Origin of the sequence: Pseudomonas putida NBRC 14164 (assembly GCF_000412675.1) — a bacterium.
GTDB lineage: Bacteria > Pseudomonadota > Gammaproteobacteria > Pseudomonadales > Pseudomonadaceae > Aquipseudomonas > Aquipseudomonas putida.
Genome location: NC_021505.1, coordinates 297723 through 315601 on the forward strand (window position 1 = coordinate 297723; position 17879 = coordinate 315601).

The following is a 17879-nucleotide window of genomic DNA, read 5'->3' on the forward strand; positions in this document are numbered from 1 at the left end:
CGGGCTCCGGATCAGTTTGGAAGGAACTTGGCGCTGACGTACGGCGAGTAGTCCGGCAGTACGGCGTCGACCTTGCCTTGCTGCTTGAGGAAGTTGGCCGTGTCGGTCAGTGCCTGGGTGGTCGGCGCGCCCAGGGCGTTGGCCTGGTCTGCGGCCAGTGGGTACACGTTGCCCTCCAGCAGCACCGGGATGTCGCTGGCCTTGGCGCCGGACAGCTTCACCAGCTTGTCTACGTTGCCCTTGTCGGCTAGCCAGGCTTTCGGGTCCTTGCGGTAGTCGGCGTAGGCGTCGAGGGTGACTTTGGCAAAGGCTTTGACCACCTCAGGGTGCTTGTCGGCGAAGTCTTTGCGCACAATCCAGGCATCGAAAGTGGGTGCGCCTTTCTGGGCCAGTTCGCCCGAGGTGATCAGCACCTTGCCGTTTTCCTTGGCCACGCCCAAGGCTGGGTCCCAGACGTAGGTGGCATCGATGTCGCCGCGCTTCCAGGCGGCAATGATGGCCGGTGGCGCCAGGTTGAGGATCTGTACCTTGGACGGGTCGATATTCCAGCTTTTCAGGGCGGCCAGCAGGCTGTAGTGGCCGGTGGAAACGAACGGCACGGCGACCTTCTTGCCGATCAGGTCTTGTGGAGTCTTGATGCTGTCGCGGGCGACCAGCGCTTCACCAGCGCCAATCTGGGTGGCGATGAGGAAGGTCTCGACCGGCAGCTTGCGGGTGGCGGCAGCAGCCAGCGGGCTGGAACCCAGGTAGCCGATTTGCACGTCGCCGCTGGCCACCGCAGTGATCACGTCGGCGCCGTTATCGAACTTGCGCCAGTCGATGCTGGCCTTGCTGGCTTTTTCGTAGTCGCCATCGACCTGAGCCACTTTAGCCGGGTCGACGGTGGTCTGGTAGGCCACGGTCAGGTCGGCGGCCTGGGCAACCCAGCTGGTGCTGGCGAGGGTCAGGGCGGCGAACAGGCGCAGCGGAGCGTGCGGGATCATGGTGAACCTCTCGTCAGGCAATCAGGGCGATGGATGGCGAGAGACTAAATGATCTAAGAATTTAAAAATAAATAACTTTTTTGCATTAGCTTAGGAGCCAAATGCTTTAAGCCCAGGTGAGTGCGGTTTTTGTGGGAGCGGCCTTGTGTCGCGATGGGCCGCACTGCGGCCCCGGCAATTTACGCGACGAAGCTGAAGTCCTGGGGCCGCCTCGCGCCCCATCGCGACACAAGGCCGCTCCCACATTGACCGTAAAAGGCCCCGCTACTTTAGTGGCGATCCTGCCTAGTGGCGAAATCAAAGCGGGCTGCTAGGCTTTTTCGACCCTATAGAACGATCCGGAATTAGGTTATGAGCAAACGTTTGCAAATAACAAATGGTTATTAATGGCAGGGTTGCTACAACGTTTTGCTGTAAAGGTTCCAACCATATTCCGTAAAAATCTTACCAATTCATAAAACGGTCATTTTGGATTTATAGGATTGTCATTATCCTGTAGCGCAGCTGGCGTCTTAGACCAAAGTCGCGAAACGTTTAGAAACGATTGACTTAGTGGTCACGCTTTGGGACTAAATCGCCAATCCACGGTGAGAAGGGGCAGCAGATCCCTCCGCCAGAGATACACAAAAATTAGAACGTAGAGGAGCAAAACATGTACAAGTCCAGCCTGGCCCTGGCCGTGGCACTGGGGGTTCTCGCCCAACAAGCAGGCGCTGCCGGTTTCGTTGAAGACAGCAAACTGTCGCTCAGCTCGCGCACCATGTACTTCAACAACGACAACCGTGATGGCGGTGCTGACAACCGCGAGTCGGGTCAGGGCTTCAAGCTCGACTACATCTCCGGCTTCACTGAAGGCACCGTTGGTTTCGGTGTCGATGCCCAGGCCCTGTGGGGTATCCACCTGGATGGTGGCCGTGGCAAGCACCCAGACAACAGCAGCTTCTTCCCGAGCGACAGCGACGGCTCTGCTGAAAGCCAGTGGGCTCGCGTTGGCGCCAACGCCAAGGCGCGCTTCTCGAAGACCGAAGTTCACTACGGTAGCGCCCTGGCGCCGAACCTGCCGATCCTGGTCTCCAACGATGGCCGTCTGCTGCCGCAAACCTTCGAGGGTGGCACCATCCAGTCGAAGGAAATCGACAACCTGACCATCAACGCCGGTCAGCTGACCCACGCCATGGGCCGTGCTTCGAGCAACCGTACCGGCCTGTCGGTAGCCGGTGCTACCCAGGACAGCAACAAGTTCCGCTACGGCGGCCTGGACTACAAGCTCACTCCAGACCTGACCCTGCAGTACTACTACTCGAACCTGGAAGACTTCTACAAGCAGCACTTCCTGGGCGCGACCCACGTGTTCAAGATTGCTGACGACCAGTCGTTCAAGACCGACCTGCGCTACTTCGACAGCAGCAGCGACGGCAAGAACGGTGAGGCCGGCTACCGCTTCAGCAACAACGGCGGTTATGCCAAGAACACTGGCGAGGTCGACAACAAGACCTGGTCCGCGATGTTCACCTACACCCTGGGTGGCCACTCGCTGATGCTCGGCCACCAGCGCGTCAATGACGATGGTGGTTTCGTCTGGCTGAACCAAGGCAACGTGGTTGACGGCAACGGCCGTAACGAAGGCGCCGGTGGCTCCAGCTTCTACCTGTTCACCGACAGCATGATCAACCAGTTCGCCAAGGCTGGTGAAAACACCACCTTCGGCCAGTACGCCTACGACTTCGCACGCCTGGGTGTGCCAGGCCTGAAAGCCTCGGTTGCCTACCTGAAAGGTGAAGATGGCAAGAACGCTAACGGCAACGGCCACTTCAGCGAGTGGGAGCGTGATGCCCGTATCGACTACGTCATCCAGGAAGGCACCTTCAAGGGCCTGGGCGCCAGCCTGCGTCACGGCGTATACCGTGGCACCGGCACCAGCTCACTGGCTGACCAGGATCAGACCCGTCTGATCTTCAACTACACTTACAACTTCCTGTAAGCCGTAGCTGAAAAAGAAGCCTCGCCTAGTGCGAGGCTTTTTTGTGCCCGTAAATTTGTATGCATTATGGTTATAAATAAATCGTTATTTATTCTTTTTGTTTTTAATCGAATGCAGGCACATTGAACCCATACGGTACAGAACCCAGCCAAGGAGCCGCAGCCCATGAGCCTCAAACTCGGCGATATCGCCCCCGATTTCGAACAGGATTCCAGCGAAGGCAAAATCCGCTTCCACGAGTGGCTGGGCAACAGCTGGGGGGTATTGTTTTCCCACCCGGCCGACTTCACTCCGGTGTGCACCACCGAGCTGGGCCTGACCGCCAAGCTCAAGGACGATTTCGCCAAGCGCGGGGTCAAGGCCATCGCCCTGTCGGTGGACCCGGTCGACTCGCACCATAAATGGATCGAGGACATCAACGAGACCCAGAACACCGTGGTCAACTTCCCGATCATCGCCGATGCCGACCGCAAGGTGTCCGACCTGTACGACCTGATTCACCCGAACGCCAGCGATACCCTGACCGTGCGCTCGCTGTTCGTCATCGACCCGAACAAGAAGGTGCGCCTGACCATTACCTATCCGGCCAGTACCGGGCGCAACTTCAATGAAATCCTGCGGGTGATCGACTCGCTGCAGTTGACCGACAACCACAAGGTCGCCACGCCAGGTAACTGGCAGGACGGCGACGAGGTGGTGATCGTGCCTTCGCTCAAGGATGAGGAAGAAATCAAGCAGCGCTTCCCCAAAGGTTACCGGGCGGTCAAGCCCTATCTGCGTCTGACCCCACAGCCAAATCGTTAAAGGATTCCTCGTTGCATTGCTCTTAGCCAAGCAGGGATTTTCGGGCCGTTTCGACGGCCCTTTTTTATGCCTGCGCGGAATGTGTGGGCCTCTTCGCGGGCACGCCCGCTCCCACAGAAACAGAGCAGACCCGGCTTTCCACATAATCCGGTGGGAGCGGGCGCGCCCGCGAAGAGGCCCTCGCGAATAAAGACAATAATGGAATAACCAAATGAAAAAATATGATTTCTAGATATATATAGCAGCTGTTAATGTCACCTCCAACAGAACACAAGGAAGCGCAGCAATGCTGGTCGTCTCAATCGGTGGTAGCCCAAGTCTTCGTTCACGCTCCGGCGTGCTGCTTGAGCGTTCGCGCCAGTGGCTGCAGGGCCGTGGCGTTGAAGTGGTGACGTTCCAGGTACGTGACTTCCCCGCCGAAGACCTGCTGCATGCCCGTTTCGACAGCCCGCATGTGCAGCACTTCCAGCAACTGGTAGCCCAGGCCGATGGCCTGATCGTTTCCACCCCGGTGTACAAGGCTTCGTTTGCCGGTGCACTGAAGACCTTGCTGGACCTGCTGCCCGAACGCGCCCTGGCCCACAAGATCGTGTTGCCGATCGCCACCGGCGGCAGCATCGCCCACATGCTGGCGGTGGATTACGCATTGAAACCCGTGCTGTCGGCACTCAAGGCACAAGAGACCCTGCAAGGGATCTTCGCCGACGACAGCCAGGTGTCTTATGCAGACGGCACGAAGCCCGCGCAGTTGGTGCCGGCACTGGAAGAACGCCTGCTGGACTCGCTGGAAACCTTCCACGTTGCCCTGGCCCGTCGGCCACGCCCCGTGGCCCCCGGCGTACTGAACGAACGCCTGATCAGCGCCCGCTGGAGCATCTGACCGGCACAACCCGCTTCACCACCTTACTCGCCCGATAACGAGGCAAGCAGGTGCAACCCGAACCTCATTCGCACAGGAGAGCGCCATGCGCACAGTCTTCTTGCGTCGCGGTCTGGTCGCCCTGTTTGCGGCGGCTGTGTCCTTCGGCGCCATTACCCAAGCCCAGGCCGAAAGCCTGCGTATCGGTTACCAGAAATACGGCACCCTGGTGCTGCTCAAGGCCAAGGGCACGCTGGAAAAGCGCCTGGCCGAGCAGGGCGTACAGGTGCAGTGGACCGAATTTCCCGGCGGCCCGCAGCTGCTTGAAGGGCTGAACGTCGGCTCCATCGACTTTGGCGTTACCGGCGAAACCCCGCCCGTATTTGCCCAGGCCGCCGGCGCCGATCTGCTCTACGTGGCCTACGAGCCGCCAGCGCCGCACAGCGAAGCGATCCTAGTGCCGAAGGGTTCGTCGATCCAGTCGATCAAGGAACTCAAAGGCAAGAAAGTCGCCCTCAACAAAGGCTCCAACGTCCACTACCTGCTGGTCCGCGCCCTGGAAGACGCCGGCCTCAAGTACAGCGATATCCAGCCGGTGTACCTGCCCCCTGCCGATGCCCGCGCCGCATTCGAGCGTGGCAGCGTCGATGCCTGGGTGATCTGGGACCCGTACCAGGCCGCTGCGGAAAAACAATTGCAGGCCCGTACCCTGCGTGACGGCAAGGGCCTGGTCGACAACCACCAGTTCTACCTGGCCACCCGCAACTACGCGACTCAGCACCCGGCGGTGATCAACACCCTCATCGAGGAAGTGCGCGCCGTGGGCGAATGGTCGCAGGCCAACCCGCAGGAAGTGACCGACCAGGTGGCACCGCTGCTCGGCCTGCCTGCCGACATCACCCTGACCTCGGTCAAGCGCCAAGGCTACGGTGCAGCACCGCTGACTCCCGAGGTAGTGGCCGCACAACAGAAAATCGCCGACACCTTCCAGGCGCTCAAGCTGATACCCAAGCCGCTGAGCATCAAGGACGTGATCTGGACACCCCCGGCCAAGGTCGCTAGCGCGCCTTGATTGATTCGCCTGTGCCGGGGCGCCGCCCTGGCTGAGCCACCCTTGAGGAGACAACTCCAATGAGCCTTAATATTTTCTGGTTCCTCCCGACCCACGGTGACGGCAAGTACCTGGGCACTTCCGACGGCGCGCGTGCGGTCGACCACGGTTACCTGCAGCAGATCGCGCAGGCCGCCGACCGTCTGGGCTTTGGTGGGGTACTGATCCCGACCGGCCGTTCCTGCGAGGATTCCTGGCTGGTGGCCGCGTCGCTGATCCCTGTGACCCAGCACCTGAAATTCCTGGTTGCCCTGCGTCCGGGCATCATTTCGCCGACCGTGGCAGCACGCCAGGCTGCGACCCTGGATCGCCTGTCCAATGGCCGTGCCCTGTTCAACCTGGTAACCGGTGGCGACCCGGATGAACTGGCCGGTGATGGCCTGCACCTGAACCACCAGGAACGCTACGAAGCGTCGGTCGAGTTCACCCGTATCTGGCGCAAGGTGCTGGAAGGCGAAAACGTCGACTACGACGGCAAGCACATCCAGGTGAAGGGCGCCAAGCTGCTCTACCCGCCGATTCAGCAACCACGCCCGCCGCTGTATTTCGGCGGTTCCTCCGAGGCCGCTCAGGACCTGGCCGCCGAGCAGGTCGAGTTGTACCTGACCTGGGGCGAGCCGCCGTCAGCCGTTGCCGAGAAAATCGCCCAGGTGCGCGAAAAAGCGGCCGCTCAAGGCCGTGAAGTACGCTTCGGTATCCGCCTGCACGTGATTGTGCGGGAAACCAACGAAGAAGCCTGGGCCGCCGCCGACCGCCTGATCTCGCACCTGGACGATGACACCATCGCCCGTGCCCAGGCCTCGCTGGCGCGCTTCGACTCGGTGGGCCAGCAGCGCATGGCTGCCCTGCACGGCGGCAACCGCGACAACCTGGAAGTCAGCCCCAACCTGTGGGCAGGCGTTGGCCTGGTACGTGGCGGCGCCGGTACCGCGCTGGTAGGCGACGGCCCGACTGTCGCCGCGCGGGTGAAGGAATATGCCGACCTGGGGATCGATACCTTCATCTTCTCGGGTTATCCACACCTCGAAGAGTCTTACCGCGTTGCCGAGCTGCTGTTCCCGCACCTTGATGTTCAGCGCCCGGAGCAACCGAAAACCGGTGGCTACGTGAGCCCGTTCGGCGAGATGGTGGCCAACGACATCCTGCCCAAATCCGTGTCGCAGAGCTGAGGGCCGGGCCATGAGTCGTGCAACTTCCTCCACCCTGACCCAGCGCCTGGCGCCGTGGGCGCTGCCGGTGCTGCTGCTGGCAGTCTGGCAACTGGCGGTCAGCGCTGGCTGGCTGTCGACGCGCATCCTGCCGGCACCTAGCGCAGTGGTCAGCGCCGGTGTCGAGCTGGTGCGCAGCGGCGACATCTGGACCCACCTGGCCATCAGTGGCTGGCGTGCCGGCCTGGGCTTCGCCATCGGCGGCAGCATCGGCCTGGTACTGGGCTTCATCACCGGCCTGTCGAACTGGGGCGAACGCCTGCTCGACAGCTCGGTGCAGATGATCCGCAACGTGCCGCACCTGGCGCTGATCCCGCTGGTGATCCTGTGGTTCGGTATCGACGAGTCGGCAAAGATCTTTCTGGTCGCGCTGGGCACGCTGTTCCCGATCTACCTGAACACCTATCACGGTATTCGCAACGTTGACCCGGCGCTGGTAGAGATGGCGCGCAGCTACGGCTTGTCCGGCTTCAGCCTGTTCCGCCAGGTGATCCTGCCGGGCGCGCTGCCATCGATCCTGGTGGGGGTGCGCTTCGCCCTGGGCTTCATGTGGCTGACCCTGATCGTGGCCGAAACCATTTCGGCGAATGCCGGCATCGGTTACCTGGCGATGAACGCCCGTGAGTTCCTGCAGACCGACGTGGTGGTACTGGCCATCGTCCTGTATGCCGTGCTTGGCAAACTCGCCGACCTCGCTGCCCGTGGCCTGGAACGTGTTTGGCTGCGCTGGCACCCGGCCTATCAAGTGGCCAAGAAGGAGGGTGCATGACTGTGCTCAAGGAACAGCCGCCACGCCTGCTGCGTGGCATCCCGCTGGCCTCCAATGGCCTGCGCAAGACCTTTGGCCAGCGCGAAGTGTTGAAGGGCATCGACCTGCACATTCCGGCCGGCCAGTTCGTTGCCATCGTTGGCCGCAGCGGCTGCGGCAAAAGCACCCTGCTGCGGCTGCTGGCCGGGCTCGACCAGCCCACTGGCGGGCAGTTGCTGGCCGGTGCTGCGCCGCTGGAAGAGGCCCGTGAAGAAACCCGCCTGATGTTCCAGGACGCGCGCCTGCTGCCGTGGAAGAAGGTGATCGACAACGTTGGCCTGGGCCTGTCGGGTGATTGGCGCCCACGTGCGCTGGAAGCGCTGGATGCGGTTGGCCTGGCCGACCGCGCCAATGAATGGCCGGCAGCCCTCTCCGGTGGCCAGAAGCAGCGTGTGGCCTTGGCCCGCGCCTTGATTCACCAGCCACGCCTGCTGCTGCTGGATGAGCCGCTGGGTGCACTGGATGCATTGACCCGTATCGAAATGCAGCAACTGATCGAACGCCTGTGGCTTCAGCACGGCTTCACTGTGCTGCTGGTCACCCACGATGTCAGCGAGGCAGTTGCCGTGGCTGACCGGGTGATCCTGATCGAGGACGGCGAAGTCGGGCTTGACCTTACGGTCGACCTGGCACGGCCCAGGGCACTTGGTTCGCACCGCCTGGCCGCGCTGGAAAGCGAAGTGCTCAACCGTGTTCTGTCGGCTCCGGGCATTGCGCCCGAGCCGGACCCTGTAGCCCCGCTGCCCACGCAACTGCGTTGGGCGCACTGAACCACTCACTTACCTGACTGAAGCCATAGAGAAGGAATGACATCATGACCATCAAAGCCATCAACGTCCGCAACCAGTTCAAAGGCACCGTGAAAGAAATCCTCGAAGGCCCGGTACTGTCGGAAATCGACGTGCAGACTGCCTCGGGTATCGTCACTTCGGTCATCACCACCCGCTCGGTAAAAGAGCTGGAGCTGCAGGTTGGCAGCGAAGTGATTGCCTTTGTGAAATCGACTGAAGTGTCTATCGCCAAGCTGTGATGAACGTGGCCCATGGGGCTGCTTTGCAGCCCAATCGCCGGCAAGCCAGCTCCCACAGGTACTGCGCAGGTTTCAAGCCTTGTGTTGTACCTGTGGGAGCTGGCTTGCCGGCGATGAGGCCTTCAAGGCTGACGCTTGGCCAGAAACGGCGGCAGGTATAACCCCAGATACGCCTCGAACACCCGCTTGCCTTCTTCGGCCATGCGCGGGGTGATCGCCTCGTGCAACTGCACCGACCGCGCATATACCCGGTCGCTCAGTTCCATGGCCAGGGCGAACACATCCACATCCAGCGGCATCACCGGCAGGTGAAAATGCTGGTCGAACAACTTGTGCATCAAGTCGCCCAGTTCCATGTCGTGCTGCCGGTCGGCCTGCACCACTTCGCTCAGGCCGTGCTGGGCCAGAATCAGCTGCCGCGCCGCAGCATCTTCGTTATAGATATCCAGCATGCGTTGCTCGATGAGCCGTGACAGCTGGTGCCAGGTGCTGAACGCGCTGCTGTCGAACGGTGCGCTCAGGGCTTCACGAAACGCCCGGTGTACATCGGCCGTCAGCGCTTCCAGCAAGGCCGGCACGCTGGCGAAGAAGTGATACACCGACGACGGTGGAATCTGCGCCCGCTCGGCCACGCTGTAGATGGAAAGTGCCGCCACCCCTTGTTCGGCCAGCAGCTCACGCGCAGCCGCCAGGATCGCCTCGATCCTGGCCTGGCTGCTGGCGCGCGGCTTGCGCGAGGCGACGGCGCGGCTCATCAGTTGCTGATCGCCAGGATGCTGGCCTGATAGGCGCCGACGAACAGGTCGAAGTCACCGACCTCTTCCTGTTCCAGCTCGGACTGCTTGGTGAGCGATTCGCGGGCTAGTGTTTCGAACGCCTGTTGCTGTTCGTTGCTCAGTGGCTGTTCGCGGAATGTCTCGGCGTGGACACGGCTTTGGCGCAGGGAGAACTGGATGAAGGTTTCGTCGTGCTCGGTCATGCGTGCCAGCACTTGGGCTGACGGGGTCAGCGCGGCATCATCCACCTTGGCCTGCTGGGCATCCAGGGCTTTGCCGTGGGCATCGCCGCCTTGCGCCTGGTCGAGCAGGTCGGCCAGTGGCCGGATACGCTCAATCAGCTCGCTGGCCCAATCCTTCAGGGTGATCGGCTGGCCATCACGATGCAGCTCCAGGCCCGGGCGACGGCCTTCCTTCACCACGGTCAGGAAGTTGTCGGTGCACTGGCGGCATTCGCCGTTGTCCAGCTGCGGGCTGTCTTCCAGGGCGCAGAACAGCAGGAACGCGTCGAGGAAGCGCGCCTCGGTCAGGTCGATACCTACCGGCAGGAACGGGTTGATGTCCAGGCAACGTACTTCCACATACTGCACGCCCCGCGAGGTCAGGGCCTGGATCGGCCGCTCGCCGGTGTAGGTGACGCGCTTGGGGCGGATGTTCGAGTAGTACTCGTTCTCGATCTGCAGAATGTTGGTGTTCAGCTGCACCCACTCGCCGTCCACGTGCGTACCGACCTCGACATAAGGCGGGTAGGGCGTGCCCACGGCCTTGCGCAGGCTGTCGGTGTAGCTGGCCAGGTTGTTGTAGCAAGGCGTGAGGCCGGCCTGGGCGTTGCTCTGGTAGCCCAGGTCGCTCATGCGCAGGCTGGTGGCGTAGGGCAGGAACAGGGTTTCGGCGTCCAGCTCTTCGAGCTGGTGCGGGCGGCCACGCAGGAAGCCTTTGTCCAGCGCTGGCGAGGCGCCGAACAGGTACATCAGCAGCCAGCTGTAGCGGCGGAAGTTGCGGATCAGGGCGATGTAGGCTGACGACTGGTAGTCGCGGTTGTCTTGCGTGCTGCCTTCGGCTTCGCGCAGCAGAGGCCACAGGGCTTCGGGTAGCGAGAAGTTGTAATGGATACCGGCGATGCACTGCATGGTGCGGCCGTAGCGCAGGGCCAGGCCCTTGCGGTAGACGTGCTTGAGCTTGCCGATGTTCGAGCTGCCGTACTCGGCGATCGGGATGTCCTCCTCGGCCGGCAGCGTGCACGGCATCGACGGGCTCCACAGGTATTCGTCGCCCAGCTTGCTGTAGACGAAACGGTGGGTCTGTTCGAGGCTTTCGAGCACTTTGGCCGGGTCGGGCAGCGCTGGGGTGATGAACTCCAGCAGCGACTCGGAATAATCAGTGGTGATCTGCTCGTTGGTCAGCGCCGACCCCAGAGCTTCCGGGTGCGGGGTCTGGGCCAGGCGACCTTCGTCGGTCACGCGCAGGCATTCGCGCTCAATACCGTGCAGGCACTGCTTGAGCAGGGGAAGATTGGCGCCGAGCAGGCTCAGGCGGCGGTTGAGGAGTTCGCTCAAGATGTATTCCTTCACGCGTCAGTCGCCCCAATATGGGGGTAGAGATAACGGTCTACAAGGGTAGGAAGAAAGGAACTGGCGTTGTCGCCTGGTTTACGCGGTTCCAGCAGTGCCAGCGCACTGCTGAAAATACCGCAGATACTGCTTGGTGAGCTAGAGAACCGCGAAGGTTCCTTGCGCTTTAGCCACCAGCTTGTCGCCCTGGACTACGTCGGCGTCGACCACCAGGGTACGCCGCCCGGCGTGCAGCACACGGGCGGTGCACAGCACTTCGCCGTCGCTGACGGCGCGCATGTAGTTGATCTTGCACTCGATGGTGACACTTTGCTGGTCAAAGCCATGGCTGGCCGAGCAGGCCAGGCCCATGGCGATGTCCACCAGGCTGAAGATTGCCCCGCCGTGCAGCTTCTGGCCACGGTTGCGCAAGTGCGGCTCGAGGGCCAGGGCCACCTCGGCAACACCCGTGTCCAGGCGTTGCAGGCGGCAGCCCAGCAGCTGGCTGAAGGCGCTTTCGACGTATTCGCGGGGTACGTCCATCACTTCTTCTTCAACTGCTTGGCGTTGGCGAACAGCGAGGCCATGGCATTGTTGGCCGGTGCTGCAGTGGCGGTTTCACGCGGGCGTTGGGCTGGCTGCTGGCGGTTGCCGCCATTGCCACGGTTGCCACCGCGGTTGCCTTCGACCTTCTCGCCTGGGGTGTCGCCCATGCGCATGGACAGGCCGACGCGCTTGCGCGAGATGTCCACTTCCATGACCTTGACCTTGACCACGTCGCCGGCCTTCACCGCTTCACGCGGGTCTTTGATGAACTTCTCCGACAGCGCCGAGATGTGCACCAGGCCGTCCTGGTGCACGCCGATGTCGACGAAGGCACCGAAGTTGGTGACGTTGGTCACCACGCCCTCCAGGATCATGCCGGGCTCCAGGTCCTTGAGGTCTTCGACGCCGTCCTGGAAGGTGGCGGTCTTGAACTCTGGGCGTGGGTCGCGGCCAGGCTTGTCCAGCTCTTGCAGGATGTCGGTGACGGTCGGCAGGCCGAAGGACTCGTCGGTGAACTTCTTGGGGTCCAGGCGCTTGAGGAAGCTGCTGTCGCCGATCAGCGAGCGGATATCGCGGTCGGTGTCGGCGGCGATGCGCTGCACCAGCGGATAGGCCTCCGGGTGCACTGCGGAGGCGTCCAGCGGGTTGTCGCCGTTCATTACACGCAGGAAGCCGGCTGCTTGTTCGAAGGTTTTTTCACCCAGGCGGCTGACTTTTTTCAGCGCTGCACGGGTGGCAAACGGGCCGTTGGCATCGCGGTGGGCGACGATGTTCTGTGCCAGTGTGGCGTTGAGGCCGGAGATACGGGTCAGCAGCGCCACCGAGGCGGTGTTGACGTCCACGCCCACGGCGTTCACGCAGTCCTCGACCACGGCGTCCAGGCCACGCGCCAGTTTCAGCTGGGAAACGTCGTGCTGGTACTGGCCGACGCCGATGGATTTCGGGTCGATCTTCACCAGCTCGGCCAGCGGGTCCTGCAGGCGGCGGGCAATCGACACGGCGCCACGGATCGACACGTCCAGGTCCGGGAACTCGCGGGCGGCCAGTTCCGATGCCGAGTACACCGACGCACCGGCCTCGGAGACCATGATCTTGGTAATTTTCAGCGCTGGGTATTTTTTGACCAGTTCGGCCACCAGCTTGTCGCTCTCGCGGCTGGCGGTGCCGTTGCCGATGGCGATCAGTTCCACCGAGTGCTTGGCGCACAGTGCGGCCATGATGGAAATGGTGCGGTCCCAGTCATTCTTTGGCGCGTGCGGGTACACCGTGGTGTAGTCCAGCAGCTTGCCGGTGGCATCGACCACGGCGATCTTGCAACCGGTGCGCAGGCCCGGGTCGAAGCCCAGGGTGGCGCGCGGGCCGGCCGGGGCGGCCAGCAGCAGGTCGTGCAGGTTGTGGGCGAACACGTTGATCGCCTCGCCTTCGGCGTTGTCGCGCAGTTCGCCGAACAGGTCGGTTTCCAGGTGGGTGTACAGCTTGACCTTCCAGGTCCAGCGCACCACCTCGCCCAGCCATTTGTCGGCCGGGCGGCTGCGGTTTTCAATGCCGACGTGGTTGCCGATCATCACTTCGCACGGGTGCAGGGTGCCAGGCAGTTCTTCGCCCACTTTCAGCGAGGCGCTCAGCACGCCTTCGTTGCGCCCGCGGAAGATCGCCAGGGCACGGTGCGACGGGGCGTTGCGCAGCAGTTCGTCGTGCGCAAAGTAGTCGCGGAACTTGGCGCCTTCTTCTTCCTTGCCGGCCACCACACGGGCACTGAGCACGGCTTCCTGCTTGAGGAAGCTGCGCAGCTTGTCGAGCAGGGCGGCGTCTTCGGCGAAGCGCTCCATGAGGATGTATTTGGCACCTTCCAGCGCGGCCTTGACGTCGGCTACGCCTTTTTCGGCGTTTACGAAGCGTGCGGCTTCGCTTTCCGGGGCCAGGTTGGGGTCGTTGAACAGGCCGTCGGCCAGGTCGCCCAGGCCGGCTTCCAGGGCGATCTGGCCCTTGGTGCGGCGCTTCTGCTTGTACGGCAGGTACAGGTCTTCGAGGCGGGTCTTGGTGTCGGCCAGCTTGATTTCGCGGGCCAGTTCCGGGGTCAGCTTGCCCTGTTCCTCGATGCTGGCCAGGATGCTGGCGCGACGGTCGTCGAGTTCGCGCAGGTAGCGCAGGCGCTCTTCCAGATGGCGCAGCTGGGTGTCGTCCAGGCTACCGGTCACTTCCTTGCGGTACCGGGCGATGAAGGGCACGGTCGAGCCTTCGTCCAACAGGCCCACGGCCGCCTCGACCTGCTGGGGGCGTACGCCCAGTTCCTCGGCGATACGGCTGTTGATGCTGTCCATGTAAACCACCTGACATTTGTGAATACGGGGGTCGCCTGTGGGCTTTTCGCCCGGCGGCGCTGGATGAAAGCCGCGCATTATACCCATCGCAATCGGCTTGCGGTGATGGCGCCCAGCCAGCTGGAACTGGCGCCGGGGGAAAAATCTGCTAACAATGCTCACGCAACGTGCAGCAATGGCTACGCCATAATGCGCGGCGAAATCAGAGGAGTTATTCATGACCGGCACCGCAAACACCGCTGAAGGTGACAAGATTCTCATCGTCGACGACGATCCGGGGCTTAGCAGCCTGCTGGAACGGTTCTTCACCAGCAAGGGCTACCGTGCCCGTGCGGTGCCCAACACCGAGCAGATGGACCGCCTGCTGCAGCGCGAGGTGTTCAACCTGGTGGTGCTCGACCTGATGCTGCCGGGCGAGGATGGCCTGTCCGCGTGCAAGCGCCTGCGCCAGCAGAACAACCAGATCCCGATCATCATGCTCACCGCCAAGGGCGACGAGCTGAGCCGTATCAAGGGCCTGGAACTGGGCGCTGACGACTACCTGGGCAAGCCGTTCAACCCGGACGAGCTGATGGCCCGCGTCAAGGCTGTGTTGCGCCGTCAGGCCCCCGCCGTGCCGGGTGCGCCGGGCAGTGAGGACGAATCGGTCACCTTCGGCGACTACGAGCTGTCGCTGGCCACCCGCGAACTCAAGCGTGGCGATGAAGTGCACATGCTCACCACCGGCGAGTTCGCCGTGCTCAAGGCCCTGGTGATGCACGCCCGCGAGCCGCTGACCCGCGACAAGCTGATGAACCTGGCCCGTGGCCGTGAGTGGGATGCACTGGAACGCTCCATCGACGTGCAGATCTCGCGCCTGCGCCGCATGATCGAGCCGGACCCGTCCAAGCCGCGTTACATCCAGACCGTCTGGGGCTTGGGCTACGTGTTCGTGCCAGACGGAAACGCAGGTAAATGATGCCGCGTCGTCCATGAAAACGCCGCTCTGGTTTCCGCAGAGTTTCTTCGCCCGCACCCTGTGGCTGGTGTTGATCGTCGTCCTGTTCAGCAAGGCCTTGACCCTGGTCTACCTGCTGATGAACGAGGACGTACTGGTCGACCGTCAGTACAGCCACGGTGTGGCGCTGACCTTGCGCGCCTATTGGGCTGCCGACGAAGAAAACCGAGACAAGATTGCCGAGGCGGCGGGCCTTATCCGCGTGACCGGCTCGGGTGTGCCCGAGGGCGAGCAGCATTGGCCCTACAGCGAAATCTACCAACGGCAGATGCAGGCGGAGCTGGGCGAAGACACCGAGGTGCGGCTGCGTATTCATGCGCCACCGGCGTTGTGGGTCAATGCGCCAAGCCTGGGCCCGGGCTGGCTGAAAGTGCCGCTGTACCCGCACCCGCTGCGTGGGCAGAAGATCTGGAACGTGCTGGGTTGGTTCCTGGCCATCGGCCTGTTGTCCACAGCCTCTGCCTGGATCTTTGTGCGCCAGTTGAACCAGCCGCTCAAGCGCCTGGTATTCGCCGCTCGTCAGCTGGGCCAGGGGCGCAGCGTGCGCCTGCCGATCAGCGATACACCCAGCGAGATGACCGAGGTGTACAAGGCCTTCAACCAGATGGCCGAAGATGTCGAACAGGCCGGGCGCGGGCGCGAGCTGATGCTGGCCGGGGTTTCCCACGACCTGCGCACACCGTTGACGCGCCTGCGCCTGTCGTTGTCATTGCTGGACAGCGACAGCGACCTGAGTGACGACATGGTCCGCGATATCGAGGACATGGATGCGATCCTCGATCAGTTCCTGGCGTTCATCCGCGATGGCCGCGACGAGCCGGTGGAAGAGGTCGACCTGGCTGAACTGGTGCGTGAAGTGGTGGCCCCGTACAACCAGCCGAAAGAACGTGTGCGCCTGTGCCTGGAGCCAATCCCGCCGTTCCCGCTGCGCCGTGTTTCGCTCAAGCGCATGCTGGGCAACCTGATCGGCAACGCCTTGCACCATGCCGGCAAGGGCGTGGAAGTGGCTGCCTATGTGTCGGGTGACGAGAGTGCGCCATACGTGGTGCTGAGCGTGCTGGACCGTGGCACCGGGATCGACGAATCGGAGCTGGAGACCATCTTCAACCCGTTCATTCGTGGGGACCGTGCACGGGGCGGCAAGGGCACCGGTCTGGGGTTGGCGATCGTCAAGCGCATCGCGGCCCAGCATGGCGGGAATGTGGAGCTGCGTAACCGGTCCGGTGGCGGGATCGAGGCGCGGGTGCGGTTGCCGTTGGGGCTTTTGCTGCCGCGTAATGCTGTATGAATCTGGTTGACCACACCGGCCCTATCGCCGGCAAGCCAGCTCCCACAGGTAATCTACAAGCCTGGAGGTTGTGGTAATCCTGTGGGAGCGGCTTGCCGGCGATAGGGCCGGTACAGGCTTGAATCAGCCCTTGCCCTTGGTCCGGGTCTGATTAGGCCCGCCGTTCTTCTCAAGGTGCTCGATGATCATGCCGGCCACGTTCTTGCCAGTGGTCACCTCGATCCCCTCCAGCCCCGGCGATGAGTTCACCTCCATCACCAACGGCCCATGGTTGGACCGCAGGATATCAACACCCGCCACGCTCAACCCCATCACCTTGGCCGCACGAATGGCGGTAATCCGCTCTTCCGGGGTGATCTTGATCAGGCTGGCGACGCCACCCCGGTGCAGGTTGGAGCGGAACTCGCCCGGCTTGGCCTGGCGCTTCATCGAGGCAATCACCTTGTCTCCCACCACAAAGCAGCGAATGTCGGCGCCGCCGGCCTCCTTGATGTACTCCTGAACCATGATGTTCTGCTTCAGGCCCATGAACGCCTCGATCACCGACTCGGCCGCCTGGGTGGTTTCGCACAGCACCACGCCGATGCCCTGGGTACCCTCCAGCACCTTGATCACCAGCGGGGCGCCATTGACCATCTGGATCAGGTCGGGGATGTCGTCCGGTGAGTGGGCGAAGCCGGTAATGGGCAGGCCGATACCACGGCGCGACAGCAATTGCAGCGAGCGCAGTTTGTCGCGCGAGCGGGCAATGGCCACCGATTCGTTGAGCGGGTACACGCCCATCATTTCGAACTGGCGCAGCACCGCGCAGCCGTAAAAGGTGACCGAAGCCCCGATGCGCGGGATCACAGCATCGAAGCCCTCCAGCGGCTTGCCGCGGTAGTGGATCTGCGGCTTGTGGCTGGCAATGTTCATATAGGCCCGCAGGGTGTCGATCACCACCATTTCGTGGCCACGCTGGGTACCGGCTTCGACCAGGCGGCGGGTGGAATACAGACGCGGATTGCGCGACAGCACAGCGATCTTCATGCAGCACCTGTGACAGGGGAAAGGGTGGCCGGAAAGGCCGGTTTATCTTGGACGTACTTCAAGCCGGGGTTCACGACCAGCTGGCCCTGGATCAAGGCCTTGGAACCGAGCAGCAGGCGGTAGCGCATGTTCTTGCGACAGGCCAGGGTGAACTCCACCTCCCACACACCATCGCCCAGCGCCAGTGACGTGCGGATGACATAGCGGGTCTGGGCGTGGCCGTTGGAGCTCTTGATGGTTTTCATGGTGACCAGCGGCGCCTCGCAACGCCGGTGACGCAACTGCACCACCGAGCCCAGGTGCGCGGTGAAACGGACCCACGGCTGGCCGTCACGCTCGAACGGTTCCACCTCGGTAGCGTGCAGGCTTGAGGTGCTGGCGCCGGTGTCGATCTTGGCGCGCAGCCCGGCGACACCAAGGTCGGGCAGGGCTATCCACTCACGCAGGCCGATCACAGTCAAATGGTCAAATGTCTTCACGAAGCGCACCCTGCGAGTAAGGTGGTGAACTGTAAGCATGGCGGGGACTTTTTGCATCCGTATGTGAAGGTAGTACAGTTCGATGAAAGACAGAATCCGAGGTAACGGG

At 62.5% G+C, this 17879-nt stretch carries 17 protein-coding genes; 10 read left to right on the top strand and 7 right to left on the bottom strand.

Features of this window, described 5'->3' with window-relative positions:
* Nucleotides 1-11: 11 nt before the first annotated feature.
* A complete protein-coding gene (gene tauA / locus PP4_RS01290; protein ID WP_016497544.1) occupies nucleotides 12-983 on the bottom strand; it encodes a taurine ABC transporter substrate-binding protein in 972 nt (323 codons plus the stop codon).
* Between the two features lie 652 nt (nucleotides 984-1635).
* Between tauA and PP4_RS01295 the strand changes: the two genes are divergently transcribed.
* The 8 genes from PP4_RS01295 to PP4_RS01330 all read left to right on the top strand — a co-directional run bounded on the left by PP4_RS01295 (nucleotide 1636) and on the right by PP4_RS01330 (nucleotide 8784).
* Nucleotides 1636-2964 carry an OprD family porin gene (locus PP4_RS01295; protein ID WP_016497545.1) on the top strand — a complete coding sequence of 443 codons (1329 nt, stop codon included), beginning with the start codon at nucleotides 1636-1638 and terminating at the stop codon, nucleotides 2962-2964.
* Nucleotides 2965-3129: 165 nt separating this feature from the next.
* Nucleotides 3130-3768, top strand: a complete 639-nt coding sequence (locus tag PP4_RS01300) for a peroxiredoxin (protein WP_016497546.1) — start codon at nucleotides 3130-3132, stop codon at nucleotides 3766-3768.
* A gap of 286 nt (nucleotides 3769-4054) precedes the next feature.
* A complete protein-coding gene (ssuE, locus tag PP4_RS01305; RefSeq protein WP_016497547.1) occupies nucleotides 4055-4648 on the top strand; it encodes an NADPH-dependent FMN reductase in 594 nt (197 codons plus the stop codon).
* Between the two features lie 85 nt (nucleotides 4649-4733).
* Entirely contained in the window at nucleotides 4734-5699 is a 966-nt protein-coding gene (locus PP4_RS01310; RefSeq protein ID WP_016497548.1) for a sulfonate ABC transporter substrate-binding protein, read from the top strand.
* A 59-nt stretch (nucleotides 5700-5758) separates the two neighbouring features.
* Complete coding sequence (gene ssuD, locus PP4_RS01315; protein WP_016484400.1) at nucleotides 5759-6907, top strand: FMNH2-dependent alkanesulfonate monooxygenase; 1149 nt, start codon at nucleotides 5759-5761, stop codon at nucleotides 6905-6907.
* Nucleotides 6908-6917: 10 nt separating this feature from the next.
* Nucleotides 6918-7715: an aliphatic sulfonate ABC transporter permease SsuC gene (gene ssuC / locus PP4_RS01320; protein ID WP_016497549.1), complete on the top strand. Its 798-nt coding sequence runs from the start codon at nucleotides 6918-6920 to the stop codon at nucleotides 7713-7715.
* Nucleotides 7712-8524: an aliphatic sulfonates ABC transporter ATP-binding protein gene (gene ssuB, locus PP4_RS01325; protein WP_016497550.1), complete on the top strand. Its 813-nt coding sequence runs from the start codon at nucleotides 7712-7714 to the stop codon at nucleotides 8522-8524. Before ssuC ends, ssuB begins: the two co-directional genes overlap by 4 nt.
* Nucleotides 8525-8568: 44 nt before the next feature.
* On the top strand, nucleotides 8569-8784 hold the full coding sequence (locus PP4_RS01330; protein WP_008095172.1) for a TOBE domain-containing protein: 216 nt from the start codon (nucleotides 8569-8571) through the stop codon (nucleotides 8782-8784).
* 122 nt (nucleotides 8785-8906) lie between these two features.
* Here the strand turns inward: PP4_RS01330 and PP4_RS01335 are convergent, their stop codons facing one another.
* From PP4_RS01335 to PP4_RS01350, 4 genes are all read right to left on the bottom strand, one after another.
* The gene (locus PP4_RS01335; RefSeq protein ID WP_016497551.1) at nucleotides 8907-9539 is read right to left on the bottom strand and encodes a TetR/AcrR family transcriptional regulator; all 633 of its coding nucleotides are present in this window, start codon (nucleotides 9537-9539) and stop codon (nucleotides 8907-8909) included.
* The gene (gshA, locus tag PP4_RS01340) at nucleotides 9539-11116 is read right to left on the bottom strand and encodes a glutamate--cysteine ligase (protein WP_016497552.1); all 1578 of its coding nucleotides are present in this window, start codon (nucleotides 11114-11116) and stop codon (nucleotides 9539-9541) included. The genes PP4_RS01335 and gshA overlap by 1 nt, the downstream gene beginning before the upstream one ends.
* A 153-nt stretch (nucleotides 11117-11269) precedes the next feature.
* Nucleotides 11270-11653, bottom strand: coding sequence for a PaaI family thioesterase (locus PP4_RS01345; protein WP_012270050.1), 384 nt, complete (start codon nucleotides 11651-11653; stop codon nucleotides 11270-11272).
* Entirely contained in the window at nucleotides 11653-13977 is a 2325-nt protein-coding gene (locus PP4_RS01350; RefSeq protein WP_016497553.1) for a Tex family protein, read from the bottom strand. The genes PP4_RS01345 and PP4_RS01350 overlap by 1 nt, the downstream gene beginning before the upstream one ends.
* Before the next feature lie 217 nt (nucleotides 13978-14194).
* Here PP4_RS01350 and ompR point away from each other — a divergent pair, with 217 nt between their 5' ends.
* The gene (gene ompR / locus PP4_RS01355; protein ID WP_016497554.1) at nucleotides 14195-14935 is read left to right on the top strand and encodes an osmolarity response regulator transcription factor OmpR; all 741 of its coding nucleotides are present in this window, start codon (nucleotides 14195-14197) and stop codon (nucleotides 14933-14935) included.
* Between the two features lie 13 nt (nucleotides 14936-14948).
* A complete protein-coding gene (locus PP4_RS01360) occupies nucleotides 14949-16262 on the top strand; it encodes an ATP-binding protein (protein ID WP_016497555.1) in 1314 nt (437 codons plus the stop codon).
* A 123-nt stretch (nucleotides 16263-16385) separates the two neighbouring features.
* Here PP4_RS01360 and rimK read toward each other — a convergent pair whose 3' ends face one another.
* Nucleotides 16386-17291, bottom strand: coding sequence for a 30S ribosomal protein S6--L-glutamate ligase (gene rimK, locus PP4_RS01365; protein ID WP_012316721.1), 906 nt, complete (start codon nucleotides 17289-17291; stop codon nucleotides 16386-16388).
* Nucleotides 17288-17770, bottom strand: coding sequence for a retropepsin-like aspartic endopeptidase RimB (rimB, locus tag PP4_RS01370; protein ID WP_016497556.1), 483 nt, complete (start codon nucleotides 17768-17770; stop codon nucleotides 17288-17290). The genes rimK and rimB overlap by 4 nt, the downstream gene beginning before the upstream one ends.
* Nucleotides 17771-17879 lie beyond the last annotated feature (109 nt).

Excerpts from the sequence above, each read along its gene's own strand:
- tauA (WP_016497544.1), bottom strand. The coding sequence starts at position 983 with ATGATCCCGCACGCTCCGCTGCGCCTGTTCGCCGCCCTGACCCTCGCC.
- PP4_RS01295 (WP_016497545.1), top strand. The coding sequence starts at position 1,636 with ATGTACAAGTCCAGCCTGGCCCTGGCCGTGGCACTGGGGGTTCTCGCC.
- PP4_RS01300 (WP_016497546.1), top strand. The coding sequence starts at position 3,130 with ATGAGCCTCAAACTCGGCGATATCGCCCCCGATTTCGAACAGGATTCC.
- ssuE (WP_016497547.1), top strand. The coding sequence starts at position 4,055 with ATGCTGGTCGTCTCAATCGGTGGTAGCCCAAGTCTTCGTTCACGCTCC.
- PP4_RS01310 (WP_016497548.1), top strand. The coding sequence starts at position 4,734 with ATGCGCACAGTCTTCTTGCGTCGCGGTCTGGTCGCCCTGTTTGCGGCG.
- ssuD (WP_016484400.1), top strand. The coding sequence starts at position 5,759 with ATGAGCCTTAATATTTTCTGGTTCCTCCCGACCCACGGTGACGGCAAG.
- ssuC (WP_016497549.1), top strand. The coding sequence starts at position 6,918 with ATGAGTCGTGCAACTTCCTCCACCCTGACCCAGCGCCTGGCGCCGTGG.
- ssuB (WP_016497550.1), top strand. The coding sequence starts at position 7,712 with ATGACTGTGCTCAAGGAACAGCCGCCACGCCTGCTGCGTGGCATCCCG.
- PP4_RS01330 (WP_008095172.1), top strand. The coding sequence starts at position 8,569 with ATGACCATCAAAGCCATCAACGTCCGCAACCAGTTCAAAGGCACCGTG.
- PP4_RS01335 (WP_016497551.1), bottom strand. The coding sequence starts at position 9,539 with ATGAGCCGCGCCGTCGCCTCGCGCAAGCCGCGCGCCAGCAGCCAGGCC.
- PP4_RS01345 (WP_012270050.1), bottom strand. The coding sequence starts at position 11,653 with ATGGACGTACCCCGCGAATACGTCGAAAGCGCCTTCAGCCAGCTGCTG.
- PP4_RS01350 (WP_016497553.1), bottom strand. The coding sequence starts at position 13,977 with ATGGACAGCATCAACAGCCGTATCGCCGAGGAACTGGGCGTACGCCCC.
- ompR (WP_016497554.1), top strand. The coding sequence starts at position 14,195 with ATGACCGGCACCGCAAACACCGCTGAAGGTGACAAGATTCTCATCGTC.
- PP4_RS01360 (WP_016497555.1), top strand. The coding sequence starts at position 14,949 with ATGAAAACGCCGCTCTGGTTTCCGCAGAGTTTCTTCGCCCGCACCCTG.
- rimK (WP_012316721.1), bottom strand. The coding sequence starts at position 17,291 with ATGAAGATCGCTGTGCTGTCGCGCAATCCGCGTCTGTATTCCACCCGC.